Raw genomic sequence first — 18,511 nt, 5'->3', positions numbered from 1 at the left:
ATATAATCTAAATCGGATCGGGAAAATTCTTTGGGCTTTGCTATTTTAGCCACTCCATACCACTTACCATGAAATATTTCCCTTACTTTTTCCTCTTTATTTTTCTGCATTCAAACGCGCAAAATGATCTAACAGGACAATTGCGTGAAAGTCTTTCCCAAAGTCAGACAACTCAACCCATTGAATATGCCAATATTGTCCTACTTAAAATGCCGGACAGCACTTTTTACCAAGCTACAATTTCTGATGAAAAGGGAAAATTTGCCTTTGCTTCCCTTCCCTCTGGAGACTATCAGTTGCTTGCCAGTTCGGTAGGTTATGTTACGCTTTCGCGAAAGCTATCCCTGACCGCTGACACCGACTTAGGAATTCTCGAAATGGCCACCGACCAACAATCTTTGGATGAAATTACATTGACCGCGATCAAACCTACGGTAGAAAAACGTCCGGATCGATTGGTGTTTCAAGTAGAGAATACGGTACTCAGTACAGGAATGGCAGATAACATACTCAAACGCACCCCAGGTGTGGTAGAAATGAACGGCAGTTATATGGTGCAAAATTCGCCGGCCATCATTTATATCAACAACAAACGTGTTTACCTCACCTCTTCTGAACTCAACGCTCTGCTCAGTGGCTATAGCGCTGATAATGTCAAAAGTGTAGAAGTGATTACCAACCCGCCAGCCCAATATGATGCCGAAGGTGTTGCCGTGATCAACATTAACACTTCCAAAGGTATTTCTTTGGGCTATAAAGGAAGTGTTCAAGGCAAATATACCATTGACAAATTTGCCAAATACCAGATCGGACTCTCCCAGTTCTATAAAAATGATTGGCTGAATGTCTATGCTAATTACAATTACAACCCGCGCAAAGATTTCAAGCGGGAGGAATCCCAAATCGGATTTTTCAATCCAGATGGTACACGGTCAGAGCGCTGGTTCATGGAGTTTGAAAACGTGGACCGCAGTGATGCCCACAACCTCAACGCGATTGTAGACATCAGCCTGAATGATAAAAACAGTATCAGTTTCTCGGGTAACCTGAACAGCAACCAAAACAATGAAGCTAATACGAACAACCAAACCCTGATCTTGGAAAATGACGCAACCAGTTTTAGCGGTTTTGATACGCAGACAGATTTAGAAAGAGACCGCACCAATGGTTTTATCAACGCCGCCTGGAACAGCCAACTTAACGACCAAGGCGCCAGTCTAAGTCTAGAAGGAAATTATATATTCAACAACCGAGATATCACCCAAGATTTGTTCAGTACCTTTTTTGATGAAAACCAGAATACTACCGGCACCAACAGCTTTTTTACTGACATCTTGCAAGATATTGATATCTATACAGGAAAATTGGATTTCAGTACAGCATTGGGCAGTTATGACTTCAAGGGCGGACTTAAATATTCCAGGGTAGATTCCAGCAGTGAGCAGGAATTCTTTGACACCGACAACGGTCAGGTGATCAACCCAGCCCAATCGGATCTATTCTTGTACGATGAAACTATTTATTCAGCCTACGCTCAAATTGACCGTAGCTGGTCATCTTGGTCACTGGCCGCTGGACTGCGGGTAGAACAAACCGATGTTGAAGGAGATTCAAGGTCATTGGGATTGGTCAATACACAGGAATACCTCGAATTCTTCCCCAACATTGCCTTGACCAAAACCGCCAATGCCAACAATTCCTATACTTTAAGCTATCGCAGGAGTATTGAACGACCCAGGTACGGGAGTTTGAATCCCTTCAGCTTTTTTGTAAATGACGCTAACTTCAGCACAGGAAATCCAAATTTGCAGCCGGCCTTTAGTAATAAGGTCAATGTGGGCTGGAACCACAAAAACACCTGGTTTGTGGATGCCTATTTCCTACATACAGAGGATATGCTGGCCATACTGCCTTTCCAAAATAATACGACCAATGAATTGAACTCACAGAATGCCAACCTGAACTATGAGCTGCAGTACAGTGTAGACGCTGCCTACTACAGCTATGTGAATAATAGTTGGTACCTGGGAGCCAGTGGTAGTCTTTTTTATATGGAAAATGAATTTGTCGCCCAACAGTCTGGAGGAGTAGACCAACAGTTAAATACCACAGGTATCTACTTAAATGCTTTTAACCGATTTAACCTGGCCGACGATCGCAGTCTGAGTATGGATTTGCAAGTAGGCTATTTATCCAGTATACTGGTAGGCTCATATAAGTTTGAAAATATGCTGACCACCAACCTGAGTTTTGCCAAACGCCTGTGGGACGACCGAGCCTTACTGACACTTGAGTTCAACGACATCTTTTTAAGTCAGAACCAGCCACTAAGTAGCCGTTATTTGAATCAGGACAACTTCTACCTGGCCTTACCAGAAACCCAAACCATTGCTGTAGGTTTTACCTATAAATTCGGGAACTTCAGATTGGATAATAACGAGGTGACCGCCCCGGAAGAGGAAGAAAGAACAAATCAAAAGAGCGTGGGCTTTTAATCGGAGGTAGCGATTCTCCATTTATGCAAGGACAATTTGGATACTTACCAGCTCCTCTCGTCCAGTGCAGTAAAGAAGGAAAAATGAGATCGTCTAACAAGCAACTAACAAAGGTCAAACTGAGCCTGTCGTAGTTTTTAACTTCTTGATTTTCTAAATGCTTTCGACAAGCTCAAATTGACAGCTGTAAAGTGATCGGACTTCTAAGATGCCTTAATTTTATGTATCAGGCAGCTATACCTTTAATTGCGAACTAGAACTTATAGGTTATACCTAGCAAGTAGTAGGTTTGTAGCTCATTGTCCACCGTATCAAACGTAAAGGGATCCTGTCCGTCTTCTAGGTTATTATTGGCAAAATTAAGAGCTTCCTGCTTGTTGCCCCTTAGGCCAAATTCAAAACCGATACCAATGTTTTTCCATAAGGTATAACCAAAGGAGTTGATCCAAGTATAGTTGGACAAATCACTGCTCTCATAGCTGTAAAAAGCAGATAAATTAGATTTAAAACTTACTTTACCAATGCTACGGGTATAGTCGGCTACAATTTTTGCTCCGAGGGAAGATTCAAATACTGCATCATTATCGGCAAATACAAAGTTGTAGTTCAACGGATGCACAACCACCACTAAATTTTCCAATGGCGTCCAGGTGGCTCCCACACCCACATCCAGATAACCTGGGTCGTTAAAATTGTTTAGAATAGTTGTTCTGTATTCTGCTAGGGCAGAAATAGCGATTTTTTCAGAAAGCTTTCTACCATAAAGGGAAGAGATGTTGAATACATCGGTTGCCTCCTGGAAGCTGTCGTCGTCTGTAGGATCATCTTTATCGTCAAACTTGACCCATCCCAGATTGACATTGAGGGAATTCCTCCAAAAATATTTAGGTTGTTTGAGGTTGGCAAATCCATTGAAAGTGGCTGCAATATTTCCAGAAGAAACATTAGGAGTTCCCTGGGAATACCAATTATTGAACTCGGATAGATTAATCCCTACGGTTCCAAAGGCTCCGTATTTCCAACCCGGCAGGGCATCGATTTGGGCTTGTATCTTGTTGAGTCTAGATTGGATCTGCGCAATAGAATCTTGCTTGGCCTTTTTCATGGCCTTGAGTTCCTCTTCAGTTTGGGCAAAGGATAAACTTGTTGCCAGCAGAAGGGCCAACAGCAATAAGGTCTTTTTCATGTTGTAGTTTTTGGGATTCTGCAAATTTAGCAATATCCCTTAAATCTACCCCAGCTAAAATTCCGTTAATCCTCCTGATAGCTTTCCTTGAGCACATAAATATCCTGAATCAGGGCTTCTACATCCTCGGTGTTCGTGCCATCATAGGAACGCTCCCTCAATCGGCCTTCTTTGTCCACCAGCAGGAAATTCTCTGTATGGATCAATCCATAATCATCGCCATTTTCCTTTTTTTTGGCCGCCAGGTAAGATTTTCTAGCCAGGTCGTAGATTTGTTGTCGATCACCGGTGACAAGATTCCACTTATCATCGACCACGCCTTTCTTGTCAGCGTATTGGCGTAAAATTTCAACATTGTCAATTTCTGGGGTAACACTGTGGGAAAGCAGCAGGACCTCAGGGTCGTTTTTAAACTCTTCCTGAATAGTGGCCATATTTTTGGTCATAACAGGACAGATCGTGGGACAAGTGGTAAAGAAAAAATCCGCTACATAGATCTTGCCCTCATAATCTGAGTGGGTGATGGTATCTCCATTTTGGTTGATCAGCTCCCATGGGGCGACTTTGTGGTATTTTTTAATAAAAAGCATGCTATCGTCTACCAGTGAGGGATCAAATTCGTCAGGCTGAAGGATACGCAAATTGCGATCTGGTGTAAGGGCGTATTGAAAAGATGCCAGGATGACTCCGCAAAGCACCAACATGAAAAGTATGCGCCATTTGTGTTTGATCAGAAAGTCCCGCATGTCAATTGATTTATGCAAAATTACGATTCAGCAGCCATAATAGCAGGAGGTTTTGGGAGATAATTACCCCATAATCTTTCTGATTTCTTTCATTTTTTTAGGGAATCCCAGTAAAGAAAGTCCGCTTTCGCGAAAGCGATCACTACCACCTTGCTGATAAAAAAACCTGTTGAATGGTAATTTATTATCTTATGTGATCGTTTTTTTACTTAAAAGTCAAGCTTAGCGCTCTGTTTAAAGTAAGTTATATTGAATAGGAGTGTTAAAAATCGTCTTGAAATTAGTTCAGTTCAACGCAGCCTGGAACTACAGTTATCCATCGGTTGAAGCTTAGTTCTATGGGAGTAAAGTTATAAAGCTTTGTAAGGTTGTGTGAACTGTATGGAATGAGCTATTTTTGCGGCTCTTAATTACTAAATGTATGCATCCTACGCTTGTTCTGATCATTAATTTTTTACTGAGTCTATCGCTACTCATTGTACTGCATGAATTGGGTCATTTTATTCCCGCTCGGCTGTTCAAGACCAGGGTAGAGAAATTTTACTTGTTTTTTGACATCAAGTATTCCCTGTTTAAAAAGAAAATTGGGGAAACTGTTTATGGGATAGGCTGGTTGCCTTTGGGAGGATACGTCAAGATTTCCGGAATGATTGATGAAAGCATGGATAAGGAGCAGATGGCACAAGAACCCAAACCTTGGGAATTTCGTTCTAAGCCTGCCTGGCAGCGCCTGATCATCATGCTGGGTGGTGTGATCGTCAATGTGATCGTAGGTTTTGTGATCTATATCGGATTAATGTACTTCTCTGGGGTTAATGAGGCCGCAGGAACCGACTATAAATACGGTTTTGGATATTCAAAGACGCTGGAAGAGATAGGCTTTGAACAGGGAGATCAGATCTTGATGGCCGATAATGATAGCATAGGTTATGCTCCCATGCTTAACCACATGTTGTTGTTCCGGGATGTGGAAAAAGTCACGGTCTTGAGAAAGGGACAACCAGTAGAGATCGCTATTCCTGAAGATTTTGGACGTACCATGTTTGACAATGATGTCAAGGGTATATCTACACCACGTTTTCCTTTTGTGATCGATAGTGTAGAACCAGGCTCGTATGCCGAGAAAATCGGATTAGAAAAAGGGATGACCATCACCAGCCTGGCCGGTCGCCAGATTGATTTTAATACGGATGTTTCTTATGCGCTACGCAACAACGTTCAGGATAGTGTTCCCTTTGAATTTACCGTAGAAAAAGACGGACAATCCACTACCAAGACAGCCACCTACAACGCAGATGAAGTCAAGACCATTGGGGCATATTGGACCTCGACCGATCCGGCTCACGCGAATGTTTCAAGATCAAACTATAGTTTGGGAGAGGCGGTTAAGGAAGGTCTAGCCAAAGGCTATTATACCATGAATGACTATATCGCCCAATTCAAATATATTTTCACTGGTAAAGGAGCGAGCAAATTGGGTGGTTTTGGAACGATTGCCAAAATGTATCCCGACAGTTTTGACTGGGCAGCTTTTTGGGGAACCACCGCCTTTATCTCCTTTGTTTTGGCCATCATGAACATCCTACCGATACCCGCGCTGGACGGTGGGCATGTGATGTTTTTGCTGTATGAAATCATCACAGGTCGCAAGCCAGGCGATAAATTCCTAGAGCGAGCGCAGATCATCGGAATCGTATTGCTGCTGGCATTATTGCTGTATGCCAATGGTAACGATTTGTTCCGGGCTGTATTCGGCTAAAGAGTCCGTCTATAATTTTTAAAAAATTAGGGTTAAAATGTTTGGTGTAATTAAAAAACCTTTTAAATTTGCCCTCGCTTAAGCAAATAGCACTTGGACAATGCTCAGTGCAAAACTTAAGTTTGTGTATATCACAGTCCTCCTTAGCTCAGTTGGTTAGAGCATCTGACTGTTAATCAGAGGGTCCTTGGTTCGAGCCCAAGAGGGGGAGCAATATAACAGAAAGCCATTCAAGCAATTGAGTGGCTTTTTTGATTTATGGCACATTTCGTTTACATATTGTTTTCTGAGAAGCTAGGTAAATACTATACTGGCGAGACCAGTGATGTCAACCGCCGATTAAATTTTTAAGTGTCGGGCTTTTACAACGCGTGTTTAAACCACTATTACTTTTCCGTAGTTAATGAAAAAATTACGGTAAAATATCAATATCTACTACCTCCGTAGTTTAAACTATCGTCATTAAAGATTATCATTAAAACTTCTGTGATACACCATTCACTCATCCGCAGAGGTGATTCACTCATTGACCCTGTTTGACACCACACAAAAACTTATCTTTGATATCCACCAACCAAGTATTTTGAAAACACGCCAATTCCTTATCCTTATTTTATTCACTCTTGGCCAACAATTAATGGCGCAAGAAACTATCGTTTCCGGACAGCTCAGTGACAGTGATACACCATTGTTTAGAGCAACAATTTTAGTCAAAGGTACCAACAGGGTAACAACCACTGATTTTGATGGCAATTACAGCATCAAATGTAGGGTTGGCGACACTCTAATATATAGCTATGTCGGAATGGAAACCAGGGAAGTCAGGGTGACCCAAGAAATGCTGAGCGTTTCTCTTGGGGACGAAGAGAGCATAAGTATACCTGTACAACAAATCAAATCATCTGATTATCAGAAAGCACTAGATAGCCTACAGCCTCCTCTTAATCTTCAGTTGGATTTTCATGGAAAACCGTTCAAAATGAAAGACGGACACACAGATTTAAGCAACATTAAATCATTGCAATGGATTGGAGATAAGGATACACTTATCTTAGTGAAGCATGGCCCAAAAATTTATTTCAATATTGAATATATCGGCTCAATCGGAACCAGGTCCATAGATCGGTCAAAGTTACCTGAGCTGCAACACAAATATGTACAAGGACGGCCACAAAATGGTCAATATATTTGGCGAGGTCCTGAAACAGGAGAAATCTTTTCATATGGTCCAGATCAAAGAAGTCTTGTTTTTGATGGATCCAACTATTTATATGATACTAATGGGCGACTGATACCTGGATCAGGAACAACACCTTTACCTTATACCAACGAATTGTTCGAGCACGGACTGATCTACAAAAATGATTACCAACTGGCGCTAGCTCGTAAGGACCATGCTATAAAATTTAGGTTGAAACATGCTCAACAAGAAAATTTCTATGGTCAAAATGATAGCCGCCAAACGGTTTTTCATACGGATTACCATTGGAAAAGAAGGTTGAAATTATTCTTTAGCCATTCTACAGATCAGTTGAACCAGAAAAATTTAAATGGATTTCAAAACAATCTATTCCTGCAGAATTTTGTCACACCTATCTCTTTTCAGAACAATCAAGGTATTTCTGTCAACGCAGGTCTCCAACGCAGTTTTAGTCCCGATGAATTCAACAATCCCTTGTGGACTTTGGCTCGTAGCCGGAATAATCAACAAAATGACGGCTATTCCATGGGTACGTCTTATAAATTTGACTTTAAGTCTACAACGGAACTTGAGCTACGAGCTCAATATCAATTGGATGAAATATCGACAAACTATGGTCTCCCTAACGGTAGTGTAGGTTTTACAAATGGATATCTGGCACAAAAGTCCATTCAAGACCAAGCCTTTCTCTTTGGGGCAGATTTCTCTGAACGCATAGAATTATCTTATGAAACCGATATAGATTTTGCGGTTAAGGCAGATTATGTTCGGCGCAGTTTAGATTATTCGCTTACAGAATCTTTTCAATTTCAGGGTACGAATTTTACCAATCCAGCTAATACTTCCTTGAACATTCAAAATTCTACCAATGGTGTATACAGGCTTTCAAACAGCGCCAAATTAGAGAGCAGAGGAAGTATAGATGCAAATTTTTATTTACATCATAACGCCATCATTTCAGGATTACAGGGCAATGACCTCTGGATGCCAGGTGTCGGGTTTCAGCTTGACTTTAATGAACTTACCTCCTACGATTCATTTTTAAACGATCTAATAATTTCAGCTGAATACGCAGAAGAAGCCTCTGAGATGCCACTGTTCTATTCAAATCGCAGCCATAATTCCCTGACCTTGGCCCCAGAACAATCTCAAAGTCTTTTGACCAATGCCGATCTTTTCAATAACTCAAGCTTGGCATTGGAAAAATCAACCAATTTTGAAATCGGTCTCCAATTGATTTTGTTTAATCATCGGCTACGATTGAATGGTACTTATTTTAGTTCCCACATGAAGGATGGGATATTTCCGGTGCTTGATTCAGGTTCATTTGTTTTGAGAAATACGGTGGATATTCACAATAAGGGATTTGAGGTATCGGCTTCCCTGGATGTCGGTGGTTATTATGGGGAGGGTCTGAAACTCACTACCAAATTGAATTTTTCTGTCAATCGAGCTCGTGTGAAAAAACTAAGGCAAGGTCTAAACAGTTTACCCATCGCTGGATTTAACAACGTTTCAATCCGCATGATTCCCAGCCAACTGACAGGAAGCATTGTTGGCTCGGCTTATCAGAGGACCGAAGACGGTCAGTTGTTAATTGGACAAGATGGATTCCCACTGGTGGATCCAGAAAATCAAATTATTGGAAATACCACACCTGATTTTAAATTGGCCTTTGCTAATACACTCAAATTTAAAGGCTGGACCTTTGATTTTGTACTCGATTATCAGCATGGAGGTGATGTCTGGAATGGAACGCAAAATTTGTTGAACTATTTGGGTCGCTCTGAAGAATCTTCCAGGTTGCGAGAGGTCAGCGGATTTGTTTATCCTGGAGTGGATACACAAGGAAATGTCAATACAACGCCAGTAGATTTTTCTGACCCCAGTCAACCAATCACAAGCAACAGATGGGTAAGGTATGGATACGACGGCGTGGATGAAGATGCCATCACTGACGCCAGCTACCTCTTGTTAAGGTCGATAGGACTTTCTTATAAATTTGACTTTGGGATCAATAAAATTTTTCAGAATCTCAAAGTAGGTTTTTACGCTAATAATTTAATGTCTTACACCAGTTCAAAAGGTATATCTCCTAATTCTAGCCTTTTTGGTTTTACCAATGGCAGAGGGCTCGATTTTTTCAATACGCCAATCGTACGGGAGATAGGTGGCCAGATTCAAATAAAACTCTGACCTATGTCTCTTAAGAAAAATACGCTCTTGATTCTACTCATGTTTTCCATTCTTTTGAGCGGTCAATCCCTTGAAAATCAAAAACAACTGGAAAAGATATATACCCAAACGGATCGACCACTTTACATGCCTGAAGAGACAATATGGTTCAAGACTTATATCACAGATGGAAAAAACCAACCTACCCGTTTGAGCGAGATCCTACATGCTCAACTCATATCTCCTGAAGGCAACATAGCCAAACAAATAAAATTAAGTATTAATCAGGGCTATTCAATAGGAGATTTCCATATCCAAAAAGAGTGGCCCGGTGGAATTTATAAACTGAGAACATATACCAATATGATGATATCCAATGTCAATGATTATTTTGAAAAGGAAATCATCATTCAAAAAATTGTTCAACCAAGATTACTGATGACCCTGGACTTTGAAAAAACCGCCTACGGGCCAGGTAGCGACGTTCAAGCCACATTAGCACTTCGAGACCTTCAAAACAGAAGCTTGCCGAATCAAAAAGTTGAATACCAGATCAAAATAGCTGGAAGGATCATCCAGCAGGATGAAAGCCTATCCGACAGTAATGGTGATACAATAATCAATTTTGAACTCCCCCCGAATTTAAATACCACCGACGCCATTTTGAACATACAGATTCCCTATCAAGGTAGCAGGGAATCCATTTCAAAAAGTATTCCGGTTACCCTGAATAAAATTGATCTTCAATTCATGCCAGAAAGTGGTACCGCCATACAGAACAATCCAGGGAAGATGGCATTCAAAGCCATCAACGAATTCGGTAAGCCCGTTGATGTAGCTGGAGAGATTCTAGACCAAAACGGAACGAAAGTAGTTAATTTTGAGAGTGCGCACGATGGAATGGGCTGGTTCAATTGGACACCTAGAACTAATAAATACTTTGCCCGACTCATTCAACCTGTAGTATCCGACAGTCTGATTCCACTTCCTGAGACAGCACAATTCGGTACCAGTTTTACCTGTCAGGAAAAAGGAAAATTCATTGAATTTCAGGTTTTTTCAAACAATGAGGATACCTTGCTCATGATTGTGGAAAACGCAAATTCTAAACTGCTTACCACTACACTACCGATAGAAGAGAATAAGGCGACATTTCAATTGCCTAAACAAATCCAGGAATCTGGAATCGTTAAAACTACATTGATCAATAAGAGTGACGTAAAGGTCGCAGAACGCCTCTTATTCCTTAACCCCAGCAATCAGTTGGACATTCAAATTGACTTGGAAAAAAGTTTTTTTAAAACAAGGGAAAAAGTGCACGTAGAAATCAAAACTTTGGACCAGAATGGCTTTCCCGTCCCTTCTAATCTTTCTCTTGCTATCACAGACAATAATTTGTTGACTTTTGTCGAAAATGAGGATGATCACATACTATCCCAACTACTTGTATCGTCTGAACTAAGCGGAAAAGTTCATAATCCTCAATTCTATTTTAACCCAGAAGAAGAGAAAGCATTTGAGTATTTGGATTTAGTCATGCTCACTCATGGCTGGCGTACGTATTTGAATCATAAAAACCTCAACAACCCTACTATTCCAGAGCGTTTGAACGTGCAGTACGGAAGGGTGACTGACATTACAGGTAAACCGGTGAAAGCGCAACTTTTACTTTTTGATCCCCTCATCAATAAGGTACTTGATTTACAGACTGATGAATCAGGATATTTTTCTTTTCAGGTCACTAAAAATTCTCGACTGCTGCTTATGGCCTATACAAAAGACGCCCAGCCGCTTAGAATTACCAAAGGAGATTATAAAACCTTTTCCCAACTTACTAAAGAAGAAATTGGCGCTCTTGCTATTGATGAAACACCAAACGTGTATGAATTACCCAATCTTGAACCCACTGATCCACCCCTAACCGGCGAGGTAGTAAGCAATGCAAATTTATCCTTGAGCTCATCTCTTGATCAGGTAGTTGTGGTTGGATATAGTACAAGTAGCTCCAGTATGGTTAGAGTCACGACCATAGCAAATTATACGATTAAAAACGAACTTTATAACAATTATCTTCAAGCGCTACAAGGTCTTATTCCTGGAGTACAAATCACTGCTGCCGAAAATACTCCTAATGCAAAGGCAATGATCTCATTGAGAGGAATATCCTCCATCAAATCAAATACCGCTCCTTTATTGGTAGTAGATGGATTTCCCATCAATGCCGATGCCGGTTTAATCTCTAGGACGCACCTCCTTGATTTTGAAGACATATATAGCTTAACGGTGATCAAAGGTGCCTCAGCCAGCGCTATGTTTGGCGAGGGTGGAACCAATGGGGTGATCATCGTAAATACAAAAAAGTTAGATCCATTGACGGGTGAAGGAAAAGTCTTATTTAAACAAAAAAAATTCAATAATTACTCAACCGCTCTTTTTCATACAATCGACAACCAGCAACTTTACTCCCCAAAAGCGTTTTACATGCCTGTATATCAAAATACAGAGTTATCTGAAAAACGTACCGATTTTAGAAAGACATTATACTGGAACCCAGTAATCCAGACTGATATCAACGGGAGATCAGATTTTGATTTCTACACCTCAGACGAATTGACTTCTTTTGCCATCACGACTGAAGGTATAGGAGTTAATGGATTAGTGGGAAGGGATACCACCTTGTTTGCCACCAATAAACCGTTGGGACTAGACTTGAAACTACCTTCTTATCTTACCCTAAACGACACCTTGCAGCTGCCCATTAGAATCTTAAATACTACAAATAAATCCTTAGAAGCGAAAGTTCAAATTGACCTCCCCAACCAAATCAAGCTACTGGAACAAAATGACACGCATTGGACTGCAAACATACCTAGTAATAGCTATAACTATCGTGAGATTACGGTCACTCCAACCGCAAAAACCACAACAGGAAAAATAAAGGTTTCCCTAGAAGCTGGAGACCTGCAAGACAGAACAGAGCGACCCATTCAGGTATTAACTCCTTATTTCCCTGCCCAAAACTCCTGGAGCGGACTTAAAAGTGGAGTAAAGAAATTTGATGTTGGACAGCCAATACCAGGAACCTTAAAGGCAGAACTTATCGTTTATACCAACATCATTGGAGAGACGATGGACGGCATAGCGTCTATACTTAGGGAGCCCCATGGTTGTTTTGAACAGGTTTCATCTACCACCTATCCTAATATACTGGTTTTAAAATATCTTAGGGAAACTGAAACTTCCTATCCTAAAGTAGAGGCACAAGCATTAGCCTATATTAAGAAAGGATATAAAAAACTTGCCGCCTACGAGACTTCGCAAAACGGATTTGAATGGTATGGAGACACCCCTCCCCACGAGGCATTAAGTGCTTATGGTTTGATGGAATTCATGGAAATGCAGGAAGTATATAACGGAGTCGATCAACAAATGCTAAAGCGTACTAAAGAATTTTTACTGAATAGAAGAGACGGTCGAGGAGGTTTCAAACAGAATCATGGAAAATATGGTTTCTCAGCAGCACCTCAAGAAGTGAATAATGCTTATATCACCTATGTCTTGGGAGAATCCGGCTTTGGTAAAGAAGTTATGCGTGAATACCAAGTCGCCAAATCTTTGGCCATAGCCCAAAATGATTCCTATAGATTGGCAATGTTAGCGCTATTCAGTATGAAGATGAATTTGCAGGAAGATCGCAAGTTTCTCATGAAATTAATCAAAGATAACATTGATCAATATGGATTCGGAGAATTACCCGTAACTGCTACTATTACAAGATCAAATGGAAATGCGATGGCTGTAGAAACTGCCGCTTTCACCGTGATGGCATTATCAAGAGATGCAGAAAATCCAGTTATTGAAGCAAAAGGAATCGAATATATTGTCTCACAACGACGTAACGGAAAATTTGGAAATACCCAATCTACCTCTATGGCTTTAAAAGCTCTTATTGAATACACCAAAAAGCGAAAACAATTAGTATCGGAAAACCTAACGGAATCCTACTTATTTATAAATGACAAAAAAATATTTGTTGACTTAAGCTCGGCCATCAATGGCAAAGTGATGCTCCCGGGACTGGAAAAATATATGTCAACTGGCGTGCAGGATCTTTCTATCACTTTTGCTGACTCCAACGCTCAATTTCCTTTTACCGTTCAAGCCTTTTGGAACACCGAGCTACCTCAGTCTGCCGAAAACTGTGATGTACAACTAAAAACCAATATTCAAAATCCCACTGCAGTAGTAGGTGAAACCTTTAGGATCATGGTAGAGGTGGAAAATAAGCTTGATACACCAGTACCCATGACCACCGCAAAAATTGGTATTCCTTCAGGTAGCTCGTTGCAATTATGGCAACTAAAGGAACTCTTGGATAAAAAACAGGTAGATTACTATGAAATTTTTGATCAGTTTTTGGTTTTGTATTGGAGGGAGATGGGGCCAAATGACAAAAAAACCATATTCCTAGATCTCAAGACAGAAATCCCTGGAACTTTTAATGCGCCAGCGAGTTCAGTCTATCTCTATTATACCGACGAATTCAAAAATTGGCAACAGGGAGTAAAAATCAAAATCCTCGCTGAATAAAATCCCTCTATTGGGAAACTTCAAACCCTTGAGTCGCATCACAACCCAACAATTTTAACCAACCTTATTCCCTAGCGGTATAATTCCTATATTTACATCATTGAGTAAACTTTCCGCTTTTGGAGACAACTCCTTAAGCGTCACTATATAAGAATCAAAACATGAGCTGTAGCAGTTGTGGAACCGGTGGCAGTACCCCGGGCGGATGTAGGAATAATGGAACCTGCGGCACCTCTGGATGTAACAAATTGACCGTCTTTGACTGGCTGGGCAATATGGAACTACCAGATGGACAACAAGCCTTTGACTATGTCGAGGTACGTTTTAAAAATAGTCGGAAAGAATATTTCCATAACAAGGAAAATCTCCCCCTCAAAATAGGCGATGTGGTCGCCACCCAATCCCAAAACGGACATGATATAGGTATCGTGACCCTGACTGGCGAACTCGTACGCGTGCAGATGAAACGCAAACGCGTCAAAATCAATGATGATATACCCGTGATCTACCGCATTGCAAGTCAAAATGATGTAGACAAATGGGTGAGTGCACGGGAAAAGGAGGAACCTATGAAGGTCCGGGCTAGAGAAATCGCCATCAGATTGAATCTCAAAATGAAAATCTCAGATATTGAGTTTCAAGGTGATGCGTCCAAAGCTACCTTTTATTATACCGCCGATGAACGCGTGGATTTCAGAGAATTGATCAGAGAATACGCTTCTGAATTTAAAACCAGAATTGAGATGCGACAGATCGGCCTGCGCCAAGAAGCTGCCAGATTAGGGGGCATTGGATCTTGTGGACGCGAACTCTGTTGTTCAACCTGGTTGACTGATTTCAGATCAGTAACCACTGGCGCGGCACGATACCAAAACCTTTCACTTAATCCGCAAAAATTGGCAGGACAATGTGGAAAGCTCAAATGTTGTCTGAATTACGAACTCGACACCTATCTCGATGCCCTCAGTGATTTCCCTAAACAAAACCAAAAACTCTATACAGAAAAAGGTACCGCTCTTTGCCAAAAGGTTGACATCTTTAAAGGCTTAATGTGGTATTGCTATGAAGGGGAATGGATGAATTGGCACACGCTCACCACGGACCAGGTACATGAAATCGTAGCCAAAAACAAGGCCAAGGAAAAAGTTGCCAGTATAGAAGAGTATGCCAGCGAACTCTACGTGGAAGAGACTACCAGTTTTGAAAATGTGGTAGGCCAGGATAGCCTGACCCGTTTTGACCAACCCAAATCCAGAGGGCGTCGGAAGAAAAAACGTCGCAACAATCGCAATCGTGACAAATCAGCTGCCCCACAACAGCAGAAAAAAGAGCAATCGGCCAATCAAAACTCCAGGAAGCCAAAGTCCGGCAACCCTAAAGGCAACAGCGGTAAAAACAATAAGAATACTGCGGCCAAATCAAACAAGAATTCAAAACCTGGCAACCGCTCTGGTAAACCCAGAAAACCTCAGTCCAATAACAAACCGCCAAAACCTGAATCCAAGTGAAAAGATTGATCTTACTTTTCTTTGTCGTACTTATTTGTGTCTCTTGCGATGACCAACTAGTGGCATCTGGTTATGCAACCATGCCCGAACAGGGCTGGCCCCTGGATGAGGAAAAGGTTTTTGAGATTATTTCACCAGATACCACCCAGGTGTACGATTTATATGTCCACTTGCGCAATACACACGATTATCCTTATAACAATCTGTGGATCATCTCACAAATGAAATTTCCACAAGGAAAAACCGTTACAGATACATTACAATACCAAATGACAAATCCACAAGGCGAGTTTTTAGGAAGCGGGTCTGGTGACGTCTTTGAGAATAAATTATGGCTGAAGGAAGGTGTTCGCTTTCGCGAAAGCGGCACTTACCAACTTTCCCTACGCCATGCCATGAGAAAAAATGGATCCGTTAACGGAGACGCTTTCCTTAATGGCATATTAGATGTAGGGTACAGCATTGAAAAACAAAGTCAAAATGGCAAAGACTAAATCTAAAAAGGTCAGCGAAACGGCCGATAAAAAAAGTAATATCAAGTTTTTTTGGAAACTCTATGCCATAGGCGTGGGGTTAATCATCCTATTATTCCTTTTGGCCGCTTGGGGTATTTTTGGAGATCTTCCTGATCATACCAGTTTGGAGAATCCGCAAACAGAACTGGCCACCGAGATCGTAACCGCCGATGGAAAAACATTAGGTAGTTTCTATACTGACAACAGGAAACCTATAAAATATGACGATCTGCCCAAACATCTGATCGATGCTCTGGTTTCTACCGAAGATGAAAGGTTTTTTGAACACAGTGGTATTGATGGTTACGGAACCACCCGGGCTGCGGTTTTTTTAGGAACAAAAGGAGGAGCCAGTACAATTACCCAACAGCTGGCCAAACTCTATTTTACTGAAGACGCCAGCACCAATCGAGTGGAGCGGGTCATCCAGAAGATCAGAGAATGGATCATCGCTACACGACTGGAAAAACAATATACCAAAGAGGAAATCATTACCCAATACCTGAACGAATTTGATTTCCTGTATCAGGCAATTGGTATTCGTTCTGCTTCTAATATTTATTTTGGTAAAGAGCCTAGCCAACTTACAGTAGAAGAAAGCGCAGTTCTGGTATCCATGCTCAAAAACCCTGCGCTTTATAACCCAAAAAGAAATAGTAACTCCGTTAAAAATGTGACGCAAAGACGTAATCAGGTGTTTGTTCAAATGGTGCGCAATGGAAAGATGAAAGAATCGGTAAAGGACAGCCTAAGGGAACAACCGATTGTCCTGGACTGGAATCCAGAAGGCCACAATGACGGAATGGGAACTTATTTTAGGGAGTACTTAAGGGATTGGCTGAAAAATTGGGCCAGTGAACATGAAAACCCAGAGACAGGTAAGAATTACAATCTTTACAACGATGGACTGAAGGTGAACGTCACCATCGATTACCGTTTGCAAAAGATTGCAGAAAACTCCATGGTACGTCATATGACCAATCTGCAAAATGAATTTGACCACCAGATGAAGCGCAACAAAACAGCTCCTTTTACCGATTTATCTGAAAAGGAAATAGAGCGCACTTTAAAATCTGCTATGAAACGCTCTGAAAGATGGAGGCAATTAAAACAAAAAGGCCTTTCTGAAGAAGAAGTCGTTGAAAGCTTCAACACAGAAACAGAGATGACCGTCTTTGATTGGAATGCAGAACATAAGGAGCGGGATACTATCATGACTCCGATGGACTCCATTAGGTATCACAAACAATTCCTACATGTAGGTTTGATGTCCATGGAACCACAAACAGGTCATGTCAAGGCTTGGGTAGGAGGGATCAATCACAAACATTTTAAGTTTGATCATGTGAAAAAAGGAAGGCGTCAGGCCGGATCTACCTTTAAACCTTTCCTGTATTCCACTGCGGTTGATTTGTTGCATTATAGTCCTTGTAAAAAATACCCGGACGGTGAGTATACAATTCCTGCTGGAAAACACGGGAACACCAAAGATTGGACCCCAAAAGATTCCGGCGGAGACTATGGTAACATCCTGACTTTACAGGAGGCTTTGGCCAAATCAAAAAATACTATTTCCGCCCGCTTGATGGATGAAGTAGGTCCACAACCTGTGATCGATCGGGTGGCGCAGTTGGGTATCAACACCAAAAACATTGATGCCGTGCCTTCATTGGCCCTGGGAACGGCCGATGTAAGTCTTTATGAAATGGTTGGTGCTTATGGTGTTTTTGCCAACGCAGGTATACGCAATGAACCAGTATTGGTCACCAGTATAGAAGATAAAAACGGAACCGTCCTGTACCAATACAGACCAGATGGTAAGGATGTCATGAATCCTGAAACGGCTTATGTCACGGTTAATCTCATGGAAGGAGTCACCAAAATTGGTAGTGGCGTAAGACTCAGGGGCAATAGCAAATACCTCGCGGGTACAGATTATTATAAAGAAATCATGACGGATTATCCTTATGACTTTAAAAACCCTATTGCTGGTAAAACAGGAACGACCCAAAATAATTCTGATGGCTGGTTTATGGGTATGGTACCTAATTTGGTTACAGGTGTTTGGGTAGGTGCCGATGATCGCTCAGTGCACTTCAAGTCCACCAAATATGGTCAGGGTGCTGCCATGGCTTTACCACTATGGGGAAGCTATATGAAACACGTCTATGAGGACGAGAGCCTAGAAATTTCTCAGGAAGCTTTTGAGGCTCCAGAGAATTTATCCATTGAAGTGAATTGTGAGGTATATGAAGAGGCTCAGGGGAATGGCCTGGATGAGGACGGTGGTGACAAGGATGGAGCGGGCGAATTGGATATGTAATCGCTAAAACCTA

The 18,511-nt window shown here is 41.3% G+C and carries 10 protein-coding genes and 1 tRNA gene; 9 read left to right on the top strand and 2 right to left on the bottom strand.

What is annotated here, in order from left to right:
* Positions 1-68 precede the first annotated feature (68 nt).
* The gene (locus EGM47_RS03030) at positions 69-2,495 is read left to right on the top strand and encodes an outer membrane beta-barrel family protein (protein ID WP_124979277.1); all 2,427 of its coding nucleotides are present in this window, start codon (positions 69-71) and stop codon (positions 2,493-2,495) included.
* Positions 2,496-2,748: 253 nt separating this feature from the next.
* On the opposite strand, the gene EGM47_RS03025 is transcribed toward EGM47_RS03030, so the two are convergent.
* Complete coding sequence (locus tag EGM47_RS03025) at positions 2,749-3,681, bottom strand: DUF3078 domain-containing protein (protein ID WP_124979276.1); 933 nt, start codon at positions 3,679-3,681, stop codon at positions 2,749-2,751.
* Between the two features lie 65 nt (positions 3,682-3,746).
* Positions 3,747-4,427 carry an SCO family protein gene (locus EGM47_RS03020; RefSeq protein ID WP_124979275.1) on the bottom strand — a complete coding sequence of 227 codons (681 nt, stop codon included), beginning with the start codon at positions 4,425-4,427 and terminating at the stop codon, positions 3,747-3,749.
* Positions 4,428-4,848: 421 nt separating this feature from the next.
* Here EGM47_RS03020 and rseP point away from each other — a divergent pair, with 421 nt between their 5' ends.
* The 8 genes from rseP (at position 4,849) to EGM47_RS02980 (ending at position 18,498) form a co-directional block, all read left to right on the top strand.
* The gene (rseP, locus tag EGM47_RS03015; protein ID WP_124979274.1) at positions 4,849-6,186 is read left to right on the top strand and encodes an RIP metalloprotease RseP; all 1,338 of its coding nucleotides are present in this window, start codon (positions 4,849-4,851) and stop codon (positions 6,184-6,186) included.
* A gap of 137 nt (positions 6,187-6,323) precedes the next feature.
* A tRNA-Asn gene (locus EGM47_RS03010) sits at positions 6,324-6,397 on the top strand.
* A 47-nt stretch (positions 6,398-6,444) separates the two neighbouring features.
* A complete protein-coding gene (locus tag EGM47_RS16625; protein ID WP_124979273.1) occupies positions 6,445-6,537 on the top strand; it encodes a GIY-YIG nuclease family protein in 93 nt (30 codons plus the stop codon).
* A 232-nt stretch (positions 6,538-6,769) separates the two neighbouring features.
* On the top strand, positions 6,770-9,583 hold the full coding sequence (locus EGM47_RS03000; protein ID WP_124979272.1) for a carboxypeptidase-like regulatory domain-containing protein: 2,814 nt from the start codon (positions 6,770-6,772) through the stop codon (positions 9,581-9,583).
* A 3-nt stretch (positions 9,584-9,586) separates the two neighbouring features.
* Positions 9,587-14,152, top strand: coding sequence for an MG2 domain-containing protein (locus EGM47_RS02995; protein WP_124979271.1), 4,566 nt, complete (start codon positions 9,587-9,589; stop codon positions 14,150-14,152).
* Positions 14,153-14,313: 161 nt separating this feature from the next.
* Positions 14,314-15,660: a PSP1 domain-containing protein gene (locus EGM47_RS02990; protein ID WP_124979270.1), complete on the top strand. Its 1,347-nt coding sequence runs from the start codon at positions 14,314-14,316 to the stop codon at positions 15,658-15,660.
* The gene (locus tag EGM47_RS02985; RefSeq protein WP_124979269.1) at positions 15,657-16,154 is read left to right on the top strand and encodes a gliding motility lipoprotein GldH; all 498 of its coding nucleotides are present in this window, start codon (positions 15,657-15,659) and stop codon (positions 16,152-16,154) included. The genes EGM47_RS02990 and EGM47_RS02985 overlap by 4 nt, the downstream gene beginning before the upstream one ends.
* Entirely contained in the window at positions 16,141-18,498 is a 2,358-nt protein-coding gene (locus tag EGM47_RS02980) for a transglycosylase domain-containing protein (protein ID WP_124979268.1), read from the top strand. The genes EGM47_RS02985 and EGM47_RS02980 overlap by 14 nt, the downstream gene beginning before the upstream one ends.
* Positions 18,499-18,511 lie beyond the last annotated feature (13 nt).

The organism is Nonlabens xiamenensis, from assembly GCF_003865345.1.
GTDB classification, from domain to species: domain Bacteria; phylum Bacteroidota; class Bacteroidia; order Flavobacteriales; family Flavobacteriaceae; genus Nonlabens; species Nonlabens xiamenensis.
The sequence above is the reverse complement of the archived record's forward strand: the minus strand, read 5'-3'. Positions and strand labels throughout refer to the sequence as shown.

Excerpts from the sequence above, each read along its gene's own strand:
- EGM47_RS03030 (WP_124979277.1), top strand. The coding sequence starts at position 69 with ATGAAATATTTCCCTTACTTTTTCCTCTTTATTTTTCTGCATTCAAAC.
- EGM47_RS03025 (WP_124979276.1), bottom strand. The coding sequence starts at position 3,681 with ATGAAAAAGACCTTATTGCTGTTGGCCCTTCTGCTGGCAACAAGTTTA.
- EGM47_RS03020 (WP_124979275.1), bottom strand. The coding sequence starts at position 4,427 with ATGCGGGACTTTCTGATCAAACACAAATGGCGCATACTTTTCATGTTG.
- rseP (WP_124979274.1), top strand. The coding sequence starts at position 4,849 with ATGCATCCTACGCTTGTTCTGATCATTAATTTTTTACTGAGTCTATCG.
- EGM47_RS16625 (WP_124979273.1), top strand. The coding sequence starts at position 6,445 with ATGGCACATTTCGTTTACATATTGTTTTCTGAGAAGCTAGGTAAATAC.
- EGM47_RS02995 (WP_124979271.1), top strand. The coding sequence starts at position 9,587 with ATGTCTCTTAAGAAAAATACGCTCTTGATTCTACTCATGTTTTCCATT.
- EGM47_RS02990 (WP_124979270.1), top strand. The coding sequence starts at position 14,314 with ATGAGCTGTAGCAGTTGTGGAACCGGTGGCAGTACCCCGGGCGGATGT.
- EGM47_RS02980 (WP_124979268.1), top strand. The coding sequence starts at position 16,141 with ATGGCAAAGACTAAATCTAAAAAGGTCAGCGAAACGGCCGATAAAAAA.